General features: G+C 67.2%; 18 protein-coding genes, 1 pseudogene and 1 riboswitch. Of the genes and pseudogenes, 7 read left to right on the top strand and 12 right to left on the bottom strand.

What is annotated here, in order from left to right:
• The first annotated feature begins 16 nt into the window (after positions 1-16).
• A complete protein-coding gene (locus tag ROP_RS21390) occupies positions 17-508 on the top strand; it encodes an inorganic diphosphatase (RefSeq protein ID WP_012691492.1) in 492 nt (163 codons plus the stop codon).
• A gap of 99 nt (positions 509-607) precedes the next feature.
• Here ROP_RS21390 and ROP_RS21385 read toward each other — a convergent pair whose 3' ends face one another.
• The 5 genes and pseudogenes from ROP_RS21385 to ROP_RS44260 all read right to left on the bottom strand — a co-directional run.
• Positions 608-2,503 (bottom strand): alkyl/aryl-sulfatase, encoded by a 1,896-nt coding sequence (locus tag ROP_RS21385; protein WP_012691491.1) that lies wholly within the window; start codon positions 2,501-2,503, stop codon positions 608-610.
• 61 nt (positions 2,504-2,564) lie between these two features.
• Positions 2,565-4,442 carry a glycosyltransferase gene (locus ROP_RS21380; RefSeq protein ID WP_012691490.1) on the bottom strand — a complete coding sequence of 626 codons (1,878 nt, stop codon included), beginning with the start codon at positions 4,440-4,442 and terminating at the stop codon, positions 2,565-2,567.
• Positions 4,439-6,388, bottom strand: coding sequence for a hypothetical protein (locus ROP_RS21375; protein WP_012691489.1), 1,950 nt, complete (start codon positions 6,386-6,388; stop codon positions 4,439-4,441). Before ROP_RS21375 ends, ROP_RS21380 begins: the two co-directional genes overlap by 4 nt.
• Complete coding sequence (locus tag ROP_RS21370) at positions 6,385-7,581, bottom strand: NAD-dependent epimerase/dehydratase family protein (RefSeq protein WP_012691488.1); 1,197 nt, start codon at positions 7,579-7,581, stop codon at positions 6,385-6,387. Before ROP_RS21370 ends, ROP_RS21375 begins: the two co-directional genes overlap by 4 nt.
• A 172-nt stretch (positions 7,582-7,753) precedes the next feature.
• Positions 7,754-7,855: pseudogene (locus ROP_RS44260) on the bottom strand (TIGR00341 family protein); the annotation flags it as partial.
• A 240-nt stretch (positions 7,856-8,095) separates the two neighbouring features.
• On the opposite strand from ROP_RS44260, the gene ROP_RS21365 reads away from it, so the two are divergent.
• Positions 8,096-9,775, top strand: a complete 1,680-nt coding sequence (locus ROP_RS21365) for a SulP family inorganic anion transporter (protein ID WP_043825102.1) — start codon at positions 8,096-8,098, stop codon at positions 9,773-9,775.
• Between the two features lie 324 nt (positions 9,776-10,099).
• On the opposite strand, the gene ROP_RS21360 is transcribed toward ROP_RS21365, so the two are convergent.
• A complete protein-coding gene (locus ROP_RS21360; RefSeq protein ID WP_012691485.1) occupies positions 10,100-11,758 on the bottom strand; it encodes an MDR family MFS transporter in 1,659 nt (552 codons plus the stop codon).
• A 115-nt stretch (positions 11,759-11,873) separates the two neighbouring features.
• Positions 11,874-12,704, bottom strand: a complete 831-nt coding sequence (locus ROP_RS21355; RefSeq protein ID WP_012691484.1) for a crotonase/enoyl-CoA hydratase family protein — start codon at positions 12,702-12,704, stop codon at positions 11,874-11,876.
• 82 nt (positions 12,705-12,786) lie between these two features.
• On the opposite strand from ROP_RS21355, the gene ROP_RS21350 reads away from it, so the two are divergent.
• Both ROP_RS21350 and ROP_RS21345 read left to right on the top strand, forming a co-directional pair.
• Positions 12,787-14,106 (top strand): NAD(P)-binding protein, encoded by a 1,320-nt coding sequence (locus ROP_RS21350; RefSeq protein WP_012691483.1) that lies wholly within the window; start codon positions 12,787-12,789, stop codon positions 14,104-14,106.
• Positions 14,107-14,181: 75 nt separating this feature from the next.
• Positions 14,182-15,348: an alpha/beta fold hydrolase gene (locus ROP_RS21345; protein WP_012691482.1), complete on the top strand. Its 1,167-nt coding sequence runs from the start codon at positions 14,182-14,184 to the stop codon at positions 15,346-15,348.
• On the opposite strand, the gene ROP_RS21340 is transcribed toward ROP_RS21345, so the two are convergent.
• On the bottom strand, positions 15,279-15,929 hold the full coding sequence (locus tag ROP_RS21340) for a TetR/AcrR family transcriptional regulator (protein ID WP_012691481.1): 651 nt from the start codon (positions 15,927-15,929) through the stop codon (positions 15,279-15,281). The genes ROP_RS21345 and ROP_RS21340 overlap by 70 nt on opposite strands.
• A 52-nt stretch (positions 15,930-15,981) precedes the next feature.
• Between ROP_RS21340 and ROP_RS21335 the strand changes: the two genes are divergently transcribed.
• The 3 genes from ROP_RS21335 to dszD all read left to right on the top strand — a co-directional run bounded on the left by ROP_RS21335 (position 15,982) and on the right by dszD (position 18,252).
• Positions 15,982-17,070, top strand: coding sequence for a membrane protein (locus ROP_RS21335; RefSeq protein WP_012691480.1), 1,089 nt, complete (start codon positions 15,982-15,984; stop codon positions 17,068-17,070).
• 34 nt (positions 17,071-17,104) lie between these two features.
• Positions 17,105-17,578 carry a YbaK/EbsC family protein gene (locus tag ROP_RS21330; protein WP_012691479.1) on the top strand — a complete coding sequence of 158 codons (474 nt, stop codon included), beginning with the start codon at positions 17,105-17,107 and terminating at the stop codon, positions 17,576-17,578.
• Positions 17,579-17,667: 89 nt separating this feature from the next.
• Positions 17,668-18,252, top strand: coding sequence for an NADH:FMN oxidoreductase DszD (gene dszD / locus ROP_RS21325; protein WP_012691478.1), 585 nt, complete (start codon positions 17,668-17,670; stop codon positions 18,250-18,252).
• A 5-nt stretch (positions 18,253-18,257) separates the two neighbouring features.
• On the opposite strand, the gene ROP_RS21320 is transcribed toward dszD, so the two are convergent.
• The 4 genes from ROP_RS21320 to ROP_RS21310 all read right to left on the bottom strand — a co-directional run bounded on the left by ROP_RS21320 (position 18,258) and on the right by ROP_RS21310 (position 21,697).
• Entirely contained in the window at positions 18,258-18,884 is a 627-nt protein-coding gene (locus tag ROP_RS21320) for a hypothetical protein (RefSeq protein WP_012691477.1), read from the bottom strand.
• Positions 18,885-18,933: 49 nt separating this feature from the next.
• Positions 18,934-19,002, bottom strand: a complete 69-nt coding sequence (locus ROP_RS45295; protein ID WP_369325290.1) for a putative leader peptide — start codon at positions 19,000-19,002, stop codon at positions 18,934-18,936.
• Positions 19,003-19,030: 28 nt separating this feature from the next.
• Positions 19,031-20,326, bottom strand: coding sequence for an aminotransferase class V-fold PLP-dependent enzyme (locus tag ROP_RS21315; protein WP_012691476.1), 1,296 nt, complete (start codon positions 20,324-20,326; stop codon positions 19,031-19,033).
• A gap of 51 nt (positions 20,327-20,377) precedes the next feature.
• A riboswitch (SAM riboswitch) is annotated at positions 20,378-20,492 on the bottom strand.
• An 80-nt stretch (positions 20,493-20,572) separates the two neighbouring features.
• Complete coding sequence (locus tag ROP_RS21310; RefSeq protein WP_012691475.1) at positions 20,573-21,697, bottom strand: MCE family protein; 1,125 nt, start codon at positions 21,695-21,697, stop codon at positions 20,573-20,575.
• Positions 21,698-21,718: the final 21 nt, after the last annotated feature.

Here is a 21,718-nt window from a genome sequence, read left to right as displayed (position 1 = left end):
ACAGCGAGGAATCGGCGTGGAGTTCGACGTCACCATCGAGATCCCCAAGGGTCAGCGAAACAAGTACGAGGTCGACCACGTGACCGGTCGCGTGAAGCTGGACCGCTACCTGTACACCGCGTTCGGCTACCCGGCCGACTACGGCTACATCGAGAACACCCTCGGCGAGGACGGCGACCCGCTGGACGCGCTGGTCCTGCTCCCGGAGTCCGTGTTCCCCGGAGTCATCGTCGAGGCACGTCCCGTCGGCATGTTCAAGATGGTCGACGAGGCCGGCGGCGACGACAAGGTGCTGTGCGTGCCTGCCGGCGATCCGCGCTGGGACCACATCCAGGACATCGGCGACGTCCCGCAGTTCGAACTGGACGCCATCAAGCACTTCTTCGTCCACTACAAGGACCTCGAGCCGGGCAAGCACGTCGAGGCCGCCGACTGGGTCGGGCTCGCCGAGGCGAAGGCCGAGGTCGAGGCGTCCCTGAAGCGTCTGAAGGACAACGGCGGACACTGAGCCGGCGGCGATAATCGGGCACTGAGCCTCCCGACGGTCACGCCAACGGCGTCCAACTCCTGTCTCGGAGCTGGGCGCCGTTGTTGCCTCCAGACGTCGTCATTCCGGGGTGACGATGGCGAAGTTCTTGTCGCCCGGCTCCAGCGCTGCGGCGAGTCGGGCGAGGACTGATCCCTCGCCGCTCACGTCGATGCCTGCCTTCGCGAGATCGTCGGTGGACAGGGATCCGAGGGCGAGCGCAGGCAGCGCCCTCGTCGTCGTCGTGAGAGTTGCGTCGGCGTCGCCTTTCTGTGCGCGGGGGCTGTAGGTCAGCACTCCATTCGCGAGCCGCAGGCGGTAGCGTTCGTCGGTGTCGGTGAGAACGACGTCGATCGACAGCTTCTCGTCCCATGACTTCGGGCCGTGCACCTGGATCGCGATGGCGTCGAACAGCATCGACGGCGTCAATTGGCCGATGACATCGGGGGCCGTGGTCTCCGTCGGGGTACCGAAGTTGCCCTCGCGCAGTTCGGTCGTTCCCGAGAGGTACCAGCTGCGCCAGGTACCGTTCTCGGCCCCGTAGCCGAGCTGTTCGTACGTGTCTGCGAGCAGGGCTCTTGCCTCCGAATGGTCGGGTTGTGCGTAGACGACGTGGTTCACGACCTGTGCGACCCAGCGGAAGTCGCCCGCGCCGAACGAGTCGCGTGCCTTGGCGACGACGGTGTCCGCACCGCCCATGAACTCGACGTATCGCTTCGACTGCTCGATCGGGGTGTGCTCCCACAGGCTGGCTGGATTGCCGTCGAACCAGCCGAGATAGCGCTGGTATACCGCCTTCACGTTGTGGCTGACCGACCCGTAGTAGCCGCGGGCGCTCCACGTGTTCTCGAGCGCGGGTGGTAGCTGCATCTGTTCGGCGATCTCAGGGCCGGTGAAACCCTTGTTCATCAACCGCAGAGTCTGGTCGTGCACATAGGCATACAGATCGCGTTGGCTCGACAGGAACTCGACGACCCGCTCTGCACCCCAGGTCGGCCAGTGGTGCGAGGCGAACACGACCTCGGCGTCGCCGCCGAACAGGTCGATCGTCTCCGTGAGATAGCCGGCCCAGCCGTGGGGGTCGCGCACGACGGCACCGCGCAGGGTCAGCAGATTATGGAAGGTGTGGGTTGCGTCCTCGGCCGCGCACAGCGCCTTGAAATCCGGGAAGTAGATGAGCATCTCCGACGGGGCTTCGGTGTCGGGCGCCATCTGGAAGACCATGCGCACGCCGTCGACGGTTTCCTCGTGACCGGTAGTCGTGACGAGGTCGGTCGGTGCGATGAGGGTGACGGTACCGATCGACACGGTCTGCCCGAGTCCGGCGCCGACCTGGCCCTGCGGCCCGCGCGCAAGAGCCGCCCCGTACATGTAGCCCGCGCGGCGGTTCATCGCGGTGCCCGCATAGACGTTCTCGGAGACCGCGTGCTCGACGAATCCCTCCGGTGCGAAGATCTTCACCTCGCCGGCGTCGACCTCCTCCTGTGACACGAAGCCTCTGACGCCACCGAAGTGGTCCGCATGGGAGTGCGTGTAGATGATGGCCTTCACGGCGCGGTCGCCGCGGTGCTTGCGGTAGAGCTCGAGCGCAGCCCTGCCCGTCTCGGCGGAGAGGAGGGTATCGACCACGATCACGCCCTCGTCCCCCTCGATGAACGAGGTGTTCGACAGGTCCATCCCGCGCACCTGGTAGACGCCGGGCACGACCTCGAACAGACCGGCCACCGCGGCCAGCTGGGATTGACGCCACAGGCTCGGGTTCACGGTCTCGGGGGCATCACCGTCGAGGAATGCGTAGGTGTCGTTGTCCCACAGGACCGTGCCATCGTCGGCCTTCACTGCGTTCGGCTCGCGCCGGGCGACGAGACCTCGGTTCGCGTCGTCGAAGTCCTGGGTGTCGGAGAACGGCAAACGTTCGCGGAGAGCACGATGCTGCTGGACGATGGATTCCGATGCTGGCTTCGGTGCGGGAGGCATGGATATCAGCGTGCCAGGCATCGCCCCTCGACAGGGCTCCAGTCGGTGAACCCGAGCAGTTTCACCCTCTATGGGTGAGAGTCGGCCAGGTCCGTTGACGGCGACTGGACAGTCGAACGTGCCCGGGGATCCGGGGGTGCATGGGTGGGTAGACCAGCGTCAGGACGGCCGCGAGGGTGAAGTAGCTACGGAGAACGCGAAAGCAGAGGTAGGCGGGTATGTACTTGACCGAACCGGGCCGCCAGATCAGGCAGACGATCACGGTCATGATCATCGACATGCCTAGCAACGTGGCAACGATGGGTTGCCAGCGCATCGACGTGAACGTCGTGTGGAAGGCGAATCCGGCGATCGCCGCGTAGATGAGCAGCGGCGCGAGCATGGCACGGCGTGCGGCGTTGACCAGATTGAACGGCAGGACGAAGGTGCCGATCATCGTGCGTCGGTCCAGCAGGACCGCCCGGTTGCGTGCGGCTAGGTGGTAGATGCTGCGGAACCATCGGGTTCGCTGCTCGCGGAGGTGAGCGTAGGACGCCGGCGTTTCGCTGTAGTACACGGCTTTCGGGTCGGCCACGTTGTGGTAGCCGGCGGCCGCGAGGCGCATGCAGATGTCGGTGTCCTCTCCGTTCATCCCCTGCACCATGCCGCCGACTCGGAGAACCTGACGACGACGGTAGATGGCGAACATTCCCGGGATACCCATCACGCCCTGATAGCCGTCGAGGGACACCTGAAAGAAGCCGTGCCGCATGTAGACCTCGATGAGCCGGCATTTGTCGATCCACGTATTCACCTCGGCCGGCATCGGGATTCCTCCGACACAGCCGACCATCGGGTTCGCGAAGTGCCGCATCGCGGTTTCCAGACATCCGGGTCCGATCATGGTGTCGGCGTCGATCCGGACGACGAACTCCTCCCGGATCTGCTCGATCCCCATGTTCAGTGCGATGGCCTTACCCGGTGTCGGGCAGTCGAGCACCTCACCGGTGATGTGTGTGCACGCCGCGATGGCCGCTTCGGCGACCTCGTGCGTCGTGTCGGTCGAGGCATTGTTCACCACGTACAGGTGAATGGCATCCGGGTACGTTTCGGCGCCGGCGTCCACCGAGGCGATGGTGTCGGCGATGCTGTGCGCCTCGTTGTGCGCGGGCACCAAGACTGCCACCGGTGCGGTGAACTCCTGCCGGCGCGACCTCCTCAGAGCACGCACACCCAGCAGGGCGGTCAAGGTCGCCAGGATCTGCTGCATGAGAAAGACACCGGCGCCGATGCCACCGAGGATCGCCCAGTCCTTCAAGACGTCGACGACGTGACCGAAGAGGCGCAGTGCGATGACAGCCCCAGCGCTGGCCAGCACCAGACAACTGGCCAGCGCGAGAAACGCCGAGGGCGGAATTCGTGGGTCGAGTGGAAGCGGACCCTGGGGAGGAAGCTGCGCTTGCCGAATCACGGTGTGCGGGAAAATCGCCAGCGCGAGGAGACCCGAGATCATTTGCGCACCGAACACGGAAATCGAAATGATGCCGACGTGGTGAAGCAACGAGGCAACGCCGTCGATCAGAACACAGAACGTCAGGAACTTGCCCAGCAGCGACAGTCCGAGGTAGAGGCGACGCCAGATGTTCGAGTACGCGTGCAGCGCGTAGGTCAGGAAGAAGACCGCGAGGAACATTCTCAAGGGAAACTGGACGTCACCGCGACCGGAGGACAAGATGACCAGGTCGTTTGGTGCGTCCATCACGTCGGCGTGCGCGAGGATCATTCGCAGGCACATTGCCAGGATCGAGATCCCCACGAATGTGACGAGAAAGCCGTTGGTGCCACTGGCAGGGCGGTCGACGGCGTAATCCGCCGGTGCGCTGTCGACCGACCGAAAGTGGTCGGCGATCGCTGCCGGTTCGTGCACGGGTTCGTGCGGGGGATGTGCGACATCGGTCATCGGGGCGGATCCTGGCGCGGGGGTTCGCTCGGGGCGATGGTGCCGTCGCCGTTGATCGCAAAGCTGTCCTGCGGTGTCACAACCAGCGCGCTCTCGGTTCCGAAGCCGGGCAGCTGAGTTGTTCCGATGTCGCCCATGTACTGGATCATCAGTCCGGGAGCCCCACTGGTGCTCGTGACCGTTTGCACCAGAATGCCGTTGTCGAAGGACGGGATGTCAAGTGCCGACGCGTTCGGCCCGGACGTGATGCGTCCGTCCTGGATTCGCACCAGAGGATTCACGTCCGGGCTCTGCCCTATCAGAATGAACGGCTCGCCCGGACTCGGCTGCCCAGACCAGAGGAAATCAGGATTATATTGTGCCGGAACAAATTTGGTGGTCGTAGGAACGATGGCATTGAGCTGTTGGATCACATCGATACCGTCGGGCCCGGGGGCGTAGACGGCGAATCCGGGTGCCAGTCCACGAGGCAGCGCCGTGAAACCGGCACCGGTCTCGTCGCCGAGTTGAAGGGCGGAGCCCGGCTGCAGTTGGATGGGATAGCTCGTCACGCGGACATCGCAGCCACCGAGGTCGCGGTCACGCTCGACCGACAGGGTCAGGGCGTTCTCGAGCAACGCGTCCTGCGGCGGGAGCGCGATGGTCACCGTGCCCGCCGTGGGATTCAACGGGACGCTTCCGACGAGGTGACCGTTGAGTTCGGCGTTCAGGATCCACGTGAGGTCGGAGGGTGATGCGGGTAGCTGCATCTCGACGCGCACCGACTGCGGCAGGCGTCCGCCCGGAAGGTCGGCGAGTGAATAGCCGATGCGCCACCGCCGGGTCTCGGTGATCTGACCGACGGACATGTCCGCACCCAGAGCCGCGAGTGCCACCTGATCGCCGGTGAGTGGTGTGGCGGCCACCGCTCGAGGATCTCCCCCGACGAAATCGGCTGTGGTCACGGCCTGCCCGGTCAGGTAGCGCGAGATCAGGGAACCGTCGGGTACGGTCACCGCCACGACGGCGGTGCCGTCGATCGTGCCGACGGCGGTGCCGTCGATCGTGCCGACGGCGGTGCCGTCGGCCGTGTCCGCACCTGACTCCGGTGAAGGTGACCAGCCGTCCCGGTCGCTCAACGTGGCATAGGGGCCGACGAGGATCGCGTTGTCGACATCGGCGGCCGGGAGCGTGTCGGCGAATCGAACCTGGTGCCCCTCCCGGGTCAATGCCATCCCCAACTGCGCTGCCGTCGTGCGCCATTGGTCCGCCTGATCGGCCAGAACCACGGTGAGTCGACGGTCCCAGGACACCACGGCGTCCCGGACGGTATGGATCGGCTCTGCGAGTGCGGCCTCCACGACCGTGGCAGGGTCGAGGTGGATCTGCATCCCCGCCGAGTGATCGGTAGTGCACGTCTCGTCGTGGCGGGTGCCGTCGGCGCGGACTTGGATGCGCACCTGACCGTCGTCGGCGATCTGGTCGGGGACCGTGACGTAGGCGTCGATGTCCTTCTCCCCAGTGGGCAATTCCTTCTTGTAGACCTGTTGACCGTCCATGCTCACGCTGAGAAAGACGGTGCTGTTGCCGGGAATCTGGGAGGAGCCGGTCAAATGCAGACGGGTCTCGTCGCGCGTGGAATCGGCCGGAAGGGTCACCAGATAGCTCGTCGACGGGGAATCGTCGGTCAGCCAGACCCCGTCCACGTGTCCGGATCCGGCCAGGGTCTTGGTGAAATGCCGGTCAGCGGGCACGTCGAGGCTCATGTCGTCCGCGTCGTGGGTGAACCATGCCGGCCGCGCGACGAGGAAGGCTAGCAGGATCACCAGCGCGGCCCCCAGGATCAACCAGGCAGAACGCGGGACGGAACGACCATGCTCGCCGGGAAAATAGTCGGTCTTGTCCGACTGTGGCCGTTCCGGCGGCTCCGGCGTGCCGTCGCCGGATGCTGCGTCGTCGTCACTCAAGCGCTCTGCTCCTCGACCGCGGACCTGCGACTTTCATTCCAGAACGACCGGCAGGGTATGCGGGAGGCGTCGATCCGCCCGGAGTAGGCCCGGGCGATCCCGACTTCGGTGGCCAGTAGACCCGAGTCGAGGGTGATCGGCGCCAGACCCAGCCCGAGTAACCGGTCGTTGCGGGCCGCGAGCTGGTTCTCGTCGGCCTCCTGCCGGGGGTTGGCCACCCTGTCGACCTCGGCGCCGATCGTCCTCGCCACCAGCTGCGCGAGGTCGGCGACCCGATGCGTCTCCGTCATCTGATTCATCACCCGGACCTGACCACCGACCTGGAAACCCGACTCGACGGCGAGCCTGATACAGCGGACGGTGTCGCGGATGTTGATGAATGCCCTTGTCTGCCCACCGGTTCCGTGCACGGTGAGCGGATACCCGATCGCCGCCTCCACGATGAAGCGATTCAACACGGTGCCGTAGTCGCCGTCGTAGTCGAAACGGTTGATCAACCGCGGATCACGTTCGGTCTCATCGGTTTGGGTGCCCCAGACGATTCCTTGGTGAAGATCGGTGACGCGGACTCCGTCGTTGTGCGCATAGAATTGAAACAGCAACTGATCCAACGACTTCGACAGGTGATACACACTACCCGGTTGGGTCGGATACAGGATCTCACGACTGTGCATCTCACCGTGCCGATCGGGGTAGCTGACGGTGAGATACCCCTCAGGCAGGTCCACGGGGACGGTCTCGTAGCCGTACACACCCATGGTTCCCAGGTGGACGACATGGATGTCGATGCCGGCCTGGACAACCGCAGCCAGCAGGTTGTGAGTGGCGTTGAGGTTGTTGTCGATCGTGTACCGCTTGTGGGGCGGCGATTTCATCGAATACGGGGCGGACCGCTGTTCGGCGAAGTGCACCACGGCGTCCGGGCGCACGGTAATCAGCAGTTCGGTCATCGCGTCGTAATCGTGGGCCACGTCCAACTCCACGACAGCGATCTCGCGCCCGGACGCCGCCTGCCACGCCTCGATACGCTCGGCGAGGGGTCGAATCGGGGTCAACGACTGCACCCCGAGTTCGTCGTCCGCTCGCCGGCGAACGAAGTTGTCGACGATGGTGACGTCGTGCCCGCTCGCCGACAGGTGGAGCGCACTCGGCCAACCGCAGAACCCGTCACCTCCCAGCACCACTACCCGCATGTGAGCTCCCTCCTCGTTCCCCCCGCCACCTCACGCACCCCGCACCGATTCGTCCGGATGAGCCGGAAACCTCGTGCGCGAAATACTCAGCATTCGCCCCGCTCCGTCGTCTGTGCATCACCCTCGAGGGGTGATAACGATTTTGGGAACTCATTACGTTGTGGCCGTGTCCACCCGTGGCGAGCGCGGCCGTCAAGTCCATCAACATCGGTGACGTACGCCCGAGCACCTGCGAGTGGGTGAGCACGTTGGTGGGATTCGGTACCAGCTCCGATCACTCCTACCCGGGAGGCAGCACGACCTCGCAACGGTCCGGCCCGACCTGATACCGGCCCGCACGATCCTCGCCGGCCTCACCCGACGCGGATGAAGCGGCCGCCGCAGAGATGCCCGATGATGACCGGGACGGACGTATCTCCGATCCGCAGAGGAGGGAGCCGAGCATGATCATCTCTCCGGCGGTCCTCGGTCCCGGCGACATCCAGGGCAGCGACTCACCGGCGTGCCGAACCGTATGAGCGGGTTCGCTCGCCGACTGCGCGCCCTCGTGCCCCGGGAACGAATGACCCGGACGGACGTGATCGCGGGGCTCCCCGGCGCCATCGGCAGCGTTCCGGACGGAATGGCCTCCGGCGTTCTCGCGGGCGTCAGCCCCGTGCACGGCCTGTACGCCAGCATGGCGGGCCGACTGTTCGGCGGACTGTCCACCAGCACAAAGCTGATGATCGTTACCACGACGAGTGCATCGGCGCTGGCAGCCGGATCGGCGTTGACGAGCGTCGCACCGGAGGATCGGCCGTCGGCGCTGGTTCTGCTGACACTCGTCGCCGGGGTTGCAATGATCGGTGCTGCGTTGCTAAGGCTGGGCCGGTACACACGATTCGTGTCGCATTCGGTGATGACCGGATTTCTGATGGGCATCGCCGCCAACATCATCCTCGGACAACTGCCGACGCTGCTCGGGACGGACGCCGAAGGACAGGTCGCACTGGCGAAAGCCGTGGACGCACTCCGCCATCCCGGTGCCATCGACGTACCTTCGCTGGTGCTCGGTCTGACGGCCGTCGTCCTGATGGCCGGTCTGGCCCGAACCCGCCTGCGACTGTTCGCATCGCTGGCGGCCCTGATCGTGCCGACCTTGCTCATGGTCGCCTTCGGGTTGGGGTCGGTCACCCGGGTATCGGACGTCGGGGCGATCCCCACCGGATTCCCGCTGCCACACCTACCGGACCCGACCGTGCTCACCCCCGATCTCATCGGCGGTTCCCTCGCCGTCGCCGTCATCGTCCTCGTCCAGGGCGCGGGCGTCGCGGAGGCCGCTCCCAATCCCGACGGCTCACGCTCGGACGCCAACCGCAATTTCGCCGGCCAGGGCTTCTGCAACGTCGCTGCCGCGATGTTCCGGGGGATGCCGGTCGGAGGGTCGGTGAGCCAGACCGCACTCAACAGCGCAGCCGGGGCCCGCACCCGCTGGGCGGCGATCTGGTCCGGGATCTGGATGCTGGCGATCCTCGTCGTCTTCGCCGGTGTGGTCGGGCAGGTTCCGATGCCGACACTGGCCGCAATTCTGATCATCGCCGCGGTCGGGTCCCTCGATGTGCCACGCGTCATGGCGATCTGGAGCAGCGGATTCACCTCGCGGATCGCGCTCACGACGACGTTCGTCGCCACCCTCCTGCTCCCTGTCACCGCCGCCGTGGGAATCGGCGTCTCGCTGTCCTTGATCTTGCAACTCAACCAGGAGGCGATGGACCTGAAAGTCGTCCGCCTCCGCGTCATGGGCAACCGACTACTGGAGGATCCAGCACCGGAACACCTGTCCGACAACGAGATCGTCATCCTCGATGTCTACGGCAGCCTCTTCTACGCGGGTGCGCGCACGCTCCAGGCCCGACTACCCGACCCCGCAACGGCGCGGTCACCGGTGGTTATCCTCCGCCTTCGGGGACGCACCACCGTCAGCGCCACCTTCCTCACCGTCATCGCCGACTACGCGCGCCGACTCGACGCGGTCGGCGGACGACTGTGTCTCAGCGGCGTGGACCCACGGATCCGCGATCTCTGGACCGACGACCTGCTGGCCGCCCAGGGAATCGCGATCGAATTCTTCACGGCGACCCCGCTCATCGGCGAATCGACCCTCGCGGCCTTTGCCCAGGCGCGGGTGCGGGTGCACCGCGGGGACGGTGCGTGAGGCAGATCAGAGTCTGCGGAGCCGGTGGTGTGTGCCGGTGTACTCGTGATCGAGGCGTTCGATGGCCGCGACCGGGACGACGGTGTCGATGATCTGTCCGGCGTCCCGGCCCACTCGCGGATCTCCTGGATCAAGCTGAACGACGGCAGGGTGCCGGGGTGCCCGACCGCGCCTGCGGCGACGGCGATGAGGCGATCGATCTCGCTCATCTCGCCGAAGTACCGCTGGTGACGAGCAGCTCGGCGCTGCGGGAGAACGAATCGTCGTAACCGCACTGTGCCGTGCCCGGATCCTCGAAGACCGGCCCCGTTCGTGATCTGCCTTTCAGTCCGCTGAGTTTCCCCGCGCCGCGGCCTGGAGTCCGGACTCGCTGCGGAGGGGTACTTCCTTCCACAGCACGGTGAGGACGAAGGCGACGACGGCGAGCATCGACACCGTGAGGAAGACGGATCCGATGGCGTCGGCGAATCCCTGTTTGAACGGCAGGGCCAGCACGTCGTCGAGTCTGCCGATCACCGAACTGTCCGTGAGGACGCCGCTGACGCCTGCGTGGTCGGGGCTGAGCATTCCCTGACCCATGGCGGCCTCGGCGGGGTCGTTGCTCTGCGCGGCGGCGACCACGGCTCGCCGGAAGTCGGAGGTGCCCGCGGCGGCCGTCACTCGCTCGCCGATGGCCGGGGTGAGGCGGGAAAAGAGGATCGACAGGAAGATCGCGACGCCTGCGGTGCCGCCGATCTGCCGGAAGAAGGTGGCCGCTCCGGTCGACACTCCCATGTCCTGTGGGGGCAGGGCGTTCTGAATGGCGAGGGTGAGCGGCTGCATCAGGTTTCCGAGACCGAGTCCCAGGATCAGCATGAACGCCATCACGATGGGCATCGGGGTATCGGCCGCGAGCGTGTGCAGCAGGAACGCGGCGACCGCGATCAAGGCGGTTCCCAGGATCGGGAAGTACCGGTATCGCCCTGTCCGCGAGATCATCTGGCCGCTGACCACCGACCCGGCCATGAGGCCGAGGACCATCGGCAGGATCTGGAACCCGGCGAGGGTGGGGCTCGAGCCCTTCACCACCTGCAGGTACTGGGGCAGGAGGGTGATGCCGCCGAACATGACGGCGCCCACGACGAGGCTGATGACGACGCCGAGCGCGAAGGTGCTGTTGCGGAAGAATCGCATCGGGATGAGCGCGTCGTCTTTCATCGCCAGTTCCACGAGCACGAAGACGAGCACGCCGACGACGCCGATCACGTAGCACACCAACGACTTCGAATCGCCCCATCCCCAGGTGTGCCCTTGTTCGGCGACGATGAGCAACGGCACGACACCCACCGCGAGGGCGATCGCGCCCCACCAGTCGATCCGCCGGCTTCCGCCCGGCCGTCGCGGGAGGTGCAGCACCCGGGAGACGACCGTGAGCGCGACCAGACCCACCGGCACGTTGACCAGGAAAACCCAACGCCAGCCGTCGATTCCGACGATCACGTCCTGCCCGGCGAACAGTCCGCCGAGCACCGGCCCGAGCACGCTGGACGTGCCGAACACGGCCAGGAAGTAGCCCTGGTACTTGGCGCGCTCACGTGGGGAGACGATGTCGCCGATGATGGTGAGCGCCAACGAGAACAGGCCGCCGGCGCCGAGTCCCTGCACCGCGCGGAAGGCCGCGAGCATGTACATCGACGTCGAGAACGTGCACAGGACCGAGCCGATCACGAACACCGTGATGGCGAACATGAAGAACGGCTTGCGGCCGTAGATGTCCGACAGCTTGCCGTAGAGCGGCGTCGCCAGGGTCGCGGTGACGAGGTACGCGGTGGTGGCCCACGCCTGAAGCGAGTAGCCGTCGAGGTCGTCGGCGATGGTGCGGATCGCCGTCGCCACGATCGTCTGGTCGAGCGCGGCGAGAAACATGCCGAGCATCAACCCGCTGAGTACAGCCAGGATCTGCCGGTGGGTATAGGCCACCGGCGTTTCGACCGAATTCGACACTGTGTCCTCGCTGCGCTGGTCGTTTACTTGTAGTCGGCAAGTATGCGAGCGCAGCGAGGATTCGGGCAACTGTTGGACTGGGCTTTACCTGCGGATAGGCCGGGCGGCCGGCGGACTATTCGCCCTTGAACTCGGGTGCGCGCTTCTCGAAGACGGCCGTGATCGCCTCGGTCAGGTCCTGAGACGGCAGGAACGCGGCGTTCCACGCGGCGACGTAGCGCAGGCTGTCGTCGACGGCTGCCGCACGGGAGTGGTCGAGAACGTCCTTGATGCCGTGCACGACCAGCGGCGGGTTGGCCGCGATCTCGCCTGCGGTGGCGTGCGCGGCGGCGAGGACGGCGTCGGTGTCCGCGTAGACACCGTTGACGAGGCCGATCTTCTCCGCGTGACCCGCACCGATGTCCTTGCCGGTGAGTGCGAGTTCTCGCAGATGACCGTCGCCGATGATGGCGGGCAGCCGGGCGAAGCTGCCCATGTCGGCGACGATCGCGACCTTCACCTCACGGATGCTGAACTGGGCGTCGGCGCTGGCGTACCGGATGTCGCACGCGGAGATGAGGTCGACGCCCCCGCCGATGCACCAGCCCTGGATCGCCGCGACCACCGGCTTGCGGCAGTCGGCGACCGCGTTGATGCCGGACTGCATCCGCTTGATCATGTCGTGGAACGCGGTGCGCGGGCCTGCCTGCGCCTTGTCTGCGAGGACGGAACCGAAGCTTCCGCTCATGGCAGGCAGGTCGAGGCCGAAAGAGAAGTTCTTGCCCGAGCCGGCGATCACCACGGCCCGCACGCCCGGATCCGCGTCGAGTTCTCCGAAGATCTCGGGGAGCTCACTCCAGAAATCCGGCCCCATCGCGTTGCCTTTTCCGGGTCCGATGAGCGTCACCTGCGCGACGTGATCCTTGCGCTCGACGGTGAACGCATTCCAGGTCTTCTGTTCGGTCATTACTCGAGAGTAACCTCCGCTCGCCGAGGTCAGGCGAAATACCCTGGAGGTCTCTGCACCGTCTTGCGAACGGACAGCCGCGATGACGCACCGGACGACCCAGTATGGCGACGCCGTGGTCGTCGGCGCCGGAATGGGCGGCCTGCTGGCCGCGGCGGCGCTCGCCCGCACGTTCCGGAGCGTCGTCGTCCTCGACCGCGACGTCCTGCCCGACGCGGCCACGGCGCGCCGGTGTGTGCCGCAGGCCCGGCACGTGCACGCCCTCCTCGCCGGCGGGCAGGCCGCGATGGAGGACCTGCTGCCGGGCCTGGTGCCGGAACTCCTGGCCCTCGGCGCCACTGCGGGCGACGCGCTCGGCGACATCCGGTGGATCGTCGACGGGCACCGGATGGCCCGCGCGACCAGCGGGGTTCCCGGCATCCTCGCGAGCAGGCCGCTGGTCGAGTGGCAGGTGCGCCGGCGGGTCGGAGCCCTGCCGAATGTGCGGATCCTGGACCGTTCCGACGTCACGGGCCTCACCCTGGACGGCGGGAGGGTGACCGGGGTGACCGTGCAGCACCGGGGCGGGCTTCCGCCGGAGGTCGTCGCGGCCGATCTCGTCGTTGATTCGTCGGGCCGCAGTTCGCAGAGCGTCGCCCGGCTCGGCGCGCTGGGGTTCGCGCCGCCGTCCGAGTCGCAGGTGGCCGTCGACGTCAGCTACGCGACGAGGCACTTTCGGCTCGACCCGCCGCACCTGGACGGCGATTCCGGAATCGGGATGGCGCCGGGACCGTCGAGTCCGCGTAGCGGATTCATGGGCGTGCAGGAGAACGGCACGTGGATCGTCACGCTCGCCGGGTACGGCGACGACGTGCCGCCGCTCGATCCAGGCGAATTCCTGAACTTCGTGAAGTCGTTCCCGGCCCCGGACATGTACGACGCGCTGCGCACTGCCGTGCCGGTGGACGACGGAGTGCGCTATAGGATCCCGACGACCGTCCGGAGACACTATTCCGCGGACGACCTGCCGCCGGACTACCTGCCGTTCGCGGACGCCATCTGCGCGTTCAACCCGATCTACGGCCAGGGGATGAGCGTCGCCGCGGTGGAGGCGCAGATCTTGCGGGACTGCCTGCGGTCGGGGCGGACGCATCTCGCCCGCCGGTTCCTCCGGAGGGCGAACCGGTGTATCGATGCGGCGTGGAATCTCACCGTCGACAACGACCTCCGGATCCCGGCCGTGCCGGGACGACGGTCGGTGCGGGTCCGGTCCGTCCATGCGTACGCGTCCCGGATCGATCGGGCGGCATCGGTCGACCCGGCCGTGGGGTCGGCGTTTCTCCGGGTGACGCATCTTCTCGACCGGCCGGCCGCGCTGCTGCGGCCGGCAACGGTGCTGCGGGTTCTGCTCGCCGCCCGCTGACGGATCACTACGGGATTACCTGTATGTTGACGTCACAGATACCTGAAGGATCTGCGCCGCCACGAGAGGAAATCCGTGCTCGACATCGCCTGGAACCCGACGCTGAACACGCTGACCCGCAACGCCTGGCGACTGTCCTTCGGCGGCGGAATCGCGCCGGTCCAGCGCACCCCGTCGACACGCATCCACGAGGCGCCCCATCAGGACCTGTACCGGTTCGACGGTTCCGAGACCGGCGACGACCGGCCCGTCCTGCTCGTGCCGCCGCTCGCCGCGCCCGCGCACTGCTTCGACCTCCGGCCGGGCCAGAGCCTGGCAGCGCACCTGGTCCGGTCGGGCAAGGCCACGTATCTCGTCGACTACGGAACGATGGGCTACGCCGACCGTGGCCTGGGGTTCGAGGACTGGGTGGACGACTTCATCCCGGCCGCCGTCGACCGCGTGTCCCGGCTCCACGACGGTGCACCCGTCGACCTGATCGGCTGGAGCCTCGGCGGAACGATGTCGCTGCTCACCGCCGCGGGCCGGGGCGATCTGCCGATCGGTTCGGTGACGGCGATCGGCACGCCGATCGACTACGAGTCGGTGACCATGATCGCGCCGCTGCGGGCCGTCGGCCGGTTCACCGGCGACCGTCCCCTCACCACCGCCACGGGGGCGATGGGCGGACTGCCCGCGCCACTGGTCCAGGCCAGCTACCGCTTCACCGCACTCCAGCGCGAACTCACCAAGCCCTGGTTCATCGCGCGGAACCTGCACGACACCGAGACCCTCGCCCGCATGGAGTCCATCGACCGGTTCATGGCCGACATGCCCGGCTACCCCGCCCGCTTCTTCCGCCAGGTCTGCACTCAGCTGATCCTCGGGAACGCGCTCGCGACGGGGAGTTTCGAGACCCGGAACGGCGCGATCGCGCTCGCCGATCTCACGGTGCCTGTCCTCGCGGTCGGCGGCACCGAGGACGTCATCGCCCCGATCCCGTCGGTCCGGGCGGCGACGGACGTGCTCACCGGTTCGCCGTCGGTACGGTTCGAGTCCGCGCCGGGCAGCCACCTGGGACTCGTCGCGGGCCCGAAGGCGAAAGACTCCACCTGGGCGCACATCGACAGTTTCCTGGGTGATGTTCAGATCAGCCCGGCCCGGGCGGTTCAGATCAGCCCGGCCCGGGCGGTTCAGATCAGCCCGGCCCGGGCGACTGCACCCGCGAACAGTGCGGTGACCGCGGCTCCCATCGTCGGCTGATCCACTTCCTCGGGGTCGACGGAATGCTCCAGCACGAGTCCCGAGATGAGAGCCATCAGCGAGATGGCGGTGGTGCGGACGTCGAATGTGTCGTCGACTCCCCACTCCCGCGCGCGCTCACCGATCAAGTCGACGAGCCTTCCCCGCAGTTGCCGCCGCTCCCGCAGGTAGGCCTGGGCGATCTGCGGGTCGCGGGCGGCGAGCACACCGAATTCGAGTACCAGCAGCGACCAGCCCGGTTCGCGCACCATCCACGACGCGACGGCCTCGCCGCCTCTGCCCGCGGCATCCGACGGGTTCATGCCGGCGATCTCGGCGAGCACCCGTCCCGCGAGTTCGAGTGACCGGGCCGCGAAGAGTTCCGCGAACAGATCCTGTTTCGACTCGAAGTTCGAGTAGACCGCGCCCTTGGTGAACCCGGCCCGGCGCGCGACCTCAGCGAGCCGGGCCGCGGCGAAGCCACGTTCCGCGAATTCCTCCGCAGCCGCGTCGAGGAGGCGCTGCCGGACGACGTCACGACCGGGACGCGCCGTCGGCGCCCATTCGGTGTGACGACTGTCCGGTTGACGTTCTTCGGTCACGATACCTACGGTATTCAATACCCACGGTATCGACAAGGATCGAGGACGTCCGATGACCACCACCAGCGAACCCACCACCTCGGCTCCCGCGCGCCACGACAGTCCGGTTTCGAAGTACGGCGCGCCCAAGGTGATGGCCGCGCTGGTCTTCGGCGTCCTCCTCCTCCAGCTCGGCTTCATCCTCAGCTACGTGGCCGCGTTCCATCAGCCCACGCCCCGCGACATCGAGATCGGGGTCGTCGCAGCGGCGGGCCTGCCCGCCGGGACGGACCAGCAGGTCGCCGACCGACTCGACGCGATCGACGGCGGACCGCTCCGCGCACGCGTCGTCTCGGACACCGCGGAAGCCCGGCGCCTCCTCCACGACCGCGAGATCCAGGGCGCGTTCGTCGTGAATCCCGTCGGCCCCGACACACTGATCACGGCGAGCGCGGGCGGCAGTTCCATCTCCAGCGCGCTCGAATCGGTCTTCGCGCAGGTGGAGAACAGCCAGGGTCGCCAATTCACGGTTCGCGACGAGATTGCGGTCGGCGCGCACGACAACCGCGGCCTGTCCGGTTTCTACCTGGCGGTCGGGTGGGTGGTCGGCGGCTACCTGCTCGCGGCGGCGATCGGCCTGTTCATCGGCGCCCCGCGGACCCTGCTTCAGGCGTCGGCGCACACGGCCGTGCTGTTCGGTTACGCCGTGCTCTCCGGCGCTCTCGGCGCCCTGATCACGACGCACGTGCTCGGCACGTTCGCGGGTCACTGGTTCCCGCTGTGGCTTCTCGGGACCGGTGTCGTCTTCGGCACGGCGATGTTCACGCTCGGCCTGCGCGCCTCGGTCGGCATCCTGGCGGTGCCGCTCGCAATCGCCGTCTTCGTCATCCTGGGTAACCCCAGCGCGGGCGGGGCGTTCGGTTCGAACGTCATTCCCACCTTCTACGCGTCCATCGGACGGTGGATCACCCCCGGCGCGGGCACCGAGGGAATCCGCAGCATCGTGTACTTCGACGACGTGGGGCTGGGACAGCCCGCACTCGCCCTCGCGCTGTACTCCGCGGTCGGGCTGGGACTGCTGTTCGGGTTCACCGTCCGGCGGCTCCGGAAGCCGGAATCGACTACGCCCCGTTCCGATGTCGTGTCGGAAGGCGCATCTTGATGTCGTTCCAGGGGAATGGACCTACTCTTGGAACATGCCGACGCCCCTGCACCCCCACGCCGCGCATGTCGCCGAGACTCTGATCGCGCGAGGGCACCATGGGGTGATCGTGACCCAGCCCGATTCCACCCACTCCGCGGCCGAGGCGGCGGAGTCTCTCGGGGTCGATGTCGGCGCCATCACCAAGTCGCTGGTGTTCCTCCTCGACGACGACCCGATCCTTCTCCTCGTGTCGGGGGCGCACGAGGTGGATCTCGCGAACACCGGCAAACGACTGCAGGGAAATCTGACGCGGGCGCCCCTCGATATGGTGCGGATCGCGACGGGGCAGCCGATCGGCGGCATCGCCCCGCTGGGCCATCCCACGAACCTTCCGACCTACGTCGACAACGCCCTGTCGGAGTACCCGGAACTGTGGGCGGCCGCCGGTCACCCGGACACCGTCTTCCGCACGTCGTTCTCGGAGTTGGTCCGGATCACCGCGGGCCTGGCGATCGACGTCGACTGAATACCGGGTACTTCCCGCCCTTATAGTTGACGTCAGATCTCGTGAACGAGAGTGACACAGTGCCCACACGGGCCGACCCGGAGAATGATTTGTCCGACAGAGCCGAGAACGCCGATACCGTCGATGGTTCGGACCTCCCCCGCGACCCCGAACTCGCCCCCGGAATCTGTGCGGAGGATTACCGCGCAGCCCTGCGTCGTCACCCGGCGGGCGTCACCATCGTGACCCTCGACTCGGGATCGGGCCCGGTCGGCTTCACCGCCTCCTCGTTTTCGTCCGTCTCGCTGGCCCCGCCGCTGGTGTCGTTCAACATCGCGAACACGTCGTCGAGCATCGACGCGCTCCACTCGGCGGGCTCGCTGGTGATCCACCTGCTCGGGGAGCACCAGCAGCACCTGGCTCAGCGGTTCTCGCGGAGCGCAGACCAGCGGTTCTCCGACGAGTCGCTGTGGGCGCGGCTCGACACCGGCGAGCCGGTTCTCCACGGAACTCCCAGCTGGATGCGGGTCATCGTGGACCAGTTGATTCCGGTCGGCGACCACACGCTCGTGATCGGCCTCGTCACCCGTGTCCACGCCGAGGCCGACGACGATTCCGCGGCGGCGCCCCTGCTGTATCACGAGGGCCGGTACTACCGGCCCACTCCGCTGGGGTCAGCGAACAACGGCAACTGACCCGGTCAGGAAGCCAGCACCCGCTCGCGGCTGGGCAGGTCGAAGCGACGTAGCGCCTCGTCGACCGCTTCGGCGGAGGTGACGAGACCCCGCTCCTCCAGCCACGGGAGGGTGCCGTCGACGAGCTGCTCGAGCACCCTGGGCAGCGACAGCGGGAGCAGGGTCACGCCGTCGGCGACGCCGGCCGCTTGGATGTCTGCGATGAGCCCGGCGAGGCCGGCCGGAGTTCCGATGTACTGCAACGACACCGGTGTCCGGGGTGTGTCCAGCGCACTGTCGAGGAGGGCCAGCTCCTTGCGCGCGGCCCGGGCCTCTCCGGCGATGAGCACCTCGAGGTCCACCAGTACGGTGACGCTGTCGGGGTCGCGGCCGTCCTCGACGACCTCGGCGCGGATCCGCGCGCGCTCCTGCTGCGCCTCACGCAGATCGGCGGCCCGGATCCGGACGACGTTCGGCGGGAACGACGTGAGGTCGAGCTGATCCGTCGTGTCGGCGGTCAGGTCCACCCAGTAGTCGGCGCCGTTGATCGGCCGCGTACCTGCGGCGCCTTCGGCGGCCGGATGGTGACCCGATCCGGTCAGTTCGACGGCGACGCGAAGGGGACGGGAAACGAATGCATTGTCTCGAGACATTGGGGTTCCTCGGGAATGACGTGTGAATGAAACGGAGCTGGAAGACCGGTCAGCTCGAACACATACCCGAGGCGGTTCGGCACAGATCCACATGCCGACGGCACCAGTGAGCAATCATTGTGCTCCCAGCCTGCGATGCCATGCCGTCATACTAGCGCGTCTCGCGAAAAGCGGGTCTCGGGCACCGGATTCCACTGGCCGCTTTCCTTGGCGTAGGCCCAGTTCCGCCGTCCCGCCACCAGGGTGCGCACGGCATCGACCAGCCGGTCCACGTCCTCGGAGCAGCTTCCGAGACCGACGCTCACCCGCACGGCACCGTCGGGCCTGCCGAGGCGACCCAGCAGCGGGTGGGCGCAGAAACGTCCGTCGCGGACTCCGATCCCGTGTTCGGCGGACAGGTAGGCGGCGATCTCCCCGGGCTCGAAACCGTCGATCGTGAACGTCACGATCCCCACCGTGTCGGGGGCGTCCGACCACAGCCGCAGGAACTCCAGGCCGTTGACCGAGCCGAGGCCGTCGAGCAACCGGCCGGTGAGTGCCGCCTCGTGTTCGGCCACCGTGCCGAAGTCCAGTTCGGACAGCGCATCGCACGCGGCGGCGAGGGCCGCGGCGCCGAGCACGTTGGGGGTTCCCGCCTCGTGCCGGGCGGGGGCGGGCGCCCAGTGCGTGGATTCGACGGTCACGTTCCGGACCGCGCCGCCGCCCGCGAGGTAGGGCTCGGCGGCGTCGAGCCAGTCCCGGCGGCCCACGAGCACCCCGGCGCCGAACGGGGCGTACAGCTTGTGCCCGGAGAAGGCGAGGTAGTCGACACCCCACTCCTCGACGTCGATGCGGCGGTGCGGTGCGAGCTGAGCAGCGTCGACGAGAATCCGTGCGCCGCAACGATGCGCCACCTCGGCGAGGGTCGCGATCGGCAGCACCTCACCGGTCACGTTGGACGCACCCGTCACCGCGAGCAGGGCGGTGGGCTTGGAGCACAATTCGGCGACCAGCAGCCGGACGGTCTCGGCCAGCGTGTCTGCCGCCCGGACGACGCGAGAGTCCTTCCACGGCAGCAGGTTCGCGTGGTGCTCGATGTCGAGGACGACGGTGCTACCGGGAACGCAGCCGGCGAGCAGATTCAGCGAGTCGGTCGTGTTGCGGGTGAATACCACCACTTGGTCGTCGCACGCTCCGACGAACCGGGCCACCGAGTCGCGGGCCTTCTCGTAGCACTCGGTCGACACCCGCGAGGCGTAGCCGGCGCCGCGGTGCACGCTGGAGTACGTCGGAAGCAGGGCCCCGATACGGTCCGTCACCTGCGCCAACGCCGGCGCACTGGCCGCGTAGTCGAAGTTCACGTAGGTGCACTCGCCGCCCTGAACGAGCGGAACCCGCAGGTCGGAGCCCGAAACCTGAGCCAGGGGGGCAACACACACGTCAGCGGTCAATACAGCAGTCATCACGACATCCCTCGTAGTCAGGGACTCGTCGCAGGGTCGGTGCCCTCTCGGAGTCCGCGCTTGCCGGGTCCGGTATGAACCTCAGCCTGGTCGTCACCCGGAGCACCCCGCCGCGGTGGAGGGTTGCCGACCAGCTAGCCGGGGCTTGACGCTGGTACTCGTGACCTGTTTCGAAGATTGCAGGATCGGGGCGCGGTTGTCAACTCGAATCCCGGGAGGGTCCCGGGATCGGGCCGCACACTCGCGTCAGTTGGGGGTGACCCCGAGCAGCGGGGCGAGCTGATTCGCAATCGGGTTGAGGTCCAGTCTGTTCGGGTCCTTCTTGGGTTTCGAGTCCCACGGCTGAACGGTGGCGGGGTCGCCGAACACGATCCGGTCGGCACTGCGGACGCCGGTGAGGCTGCCCTGTGGTGCTTCGCAGGACGCGGCGGTGTTCTGAGGGAAGTCCTGCTGAGTGTCGTCGAAGTTCGGGTCATTCCGCTTCATCTCGGCGAGGATCGTCTGGGTGCCCTCGTACCCGACGGTGCACGACGGCGGATTGTTCGTCTCGGCTATCAGGCCCAGGTGCACGGTTCCGTCGTCGGGCGCGATCGTCGACGATGCCTCCGCCACGCCCGGCAGGTACACGAACAGGGTTCGCAGAGCCGTGGCCTGCACGGAGATCGCCTTTGCCGTGGCGGAGAGGCCGGCGAGGTTCGTCGTGCCGCCGGGGCCGACGTCCGAGACCAATTGCCCCAGTTGCTCGCTCGCCGGGTTTCCGTTGTCGATCAGCCGCCGGACATCGGGGTCGCTGCTCCGCAGGCGGTCCGCGAGCGAGTCCAGATCTGCACTGAAATCCTCGATCGCCGAGGGCTGTTCGGACTGCGTGCCCAGCACCGTCCTGCTGTCGCGTATCGGAGCTACGGTTCGGTCGAGTGAATCGGCGCCCGACGTCGACAGCCCGGACAGCGAGCCAGCCAGCGACTGAAGGTCTTCACCCTTTCCGTCGAATGCCGCGCCGAGTTCCGTCACGACTGTGTGGAGTGCGTCGATTGGCACGGACTCAGTCAATCCCCCTGTGCTGGCGAGCAACTCCTCGACGGGCACCGGCGTCGACGCGTCTACCGCGGCAATGCGGGAGCCGTCCGCCAGGAACGGCCCACGATCGACGGAGGGCTGCAGGTCGACGTACTGCTCACCGATCGCCGACCTCTTCGCCACAACGGCTGTCGCGGACGCGGGAATGTGGGGTGCGGTCTTGTCGATTCTCAGTTCGACGACGACGCCGTCCGCCGCGAGGGACATGTTTCCGACCCGTCCGACCGGCACGCCGCGGTAGGTGACCTCGGCATTGGTGAAGATGCCGCCCGACGTTTCCAGTTCGAGGTTCACGATCAACTACCCGGTCCTGAT

Origin of the sequence: Rhodococcus opacus B4 (assembly GCF_000010805.1) — a bacterium.
GTDB lineage: Bacteria > Actinomycetota > Actinomycetes > Mycobacteriales > Mycobacteriaceae > Rhodococcus_F > Rhodococcus_F opacus_C.
Note: the sequence above shows the minus strand (reverse complement) of the source record. Positions and strands in the feature narration are given on the sequence as shown.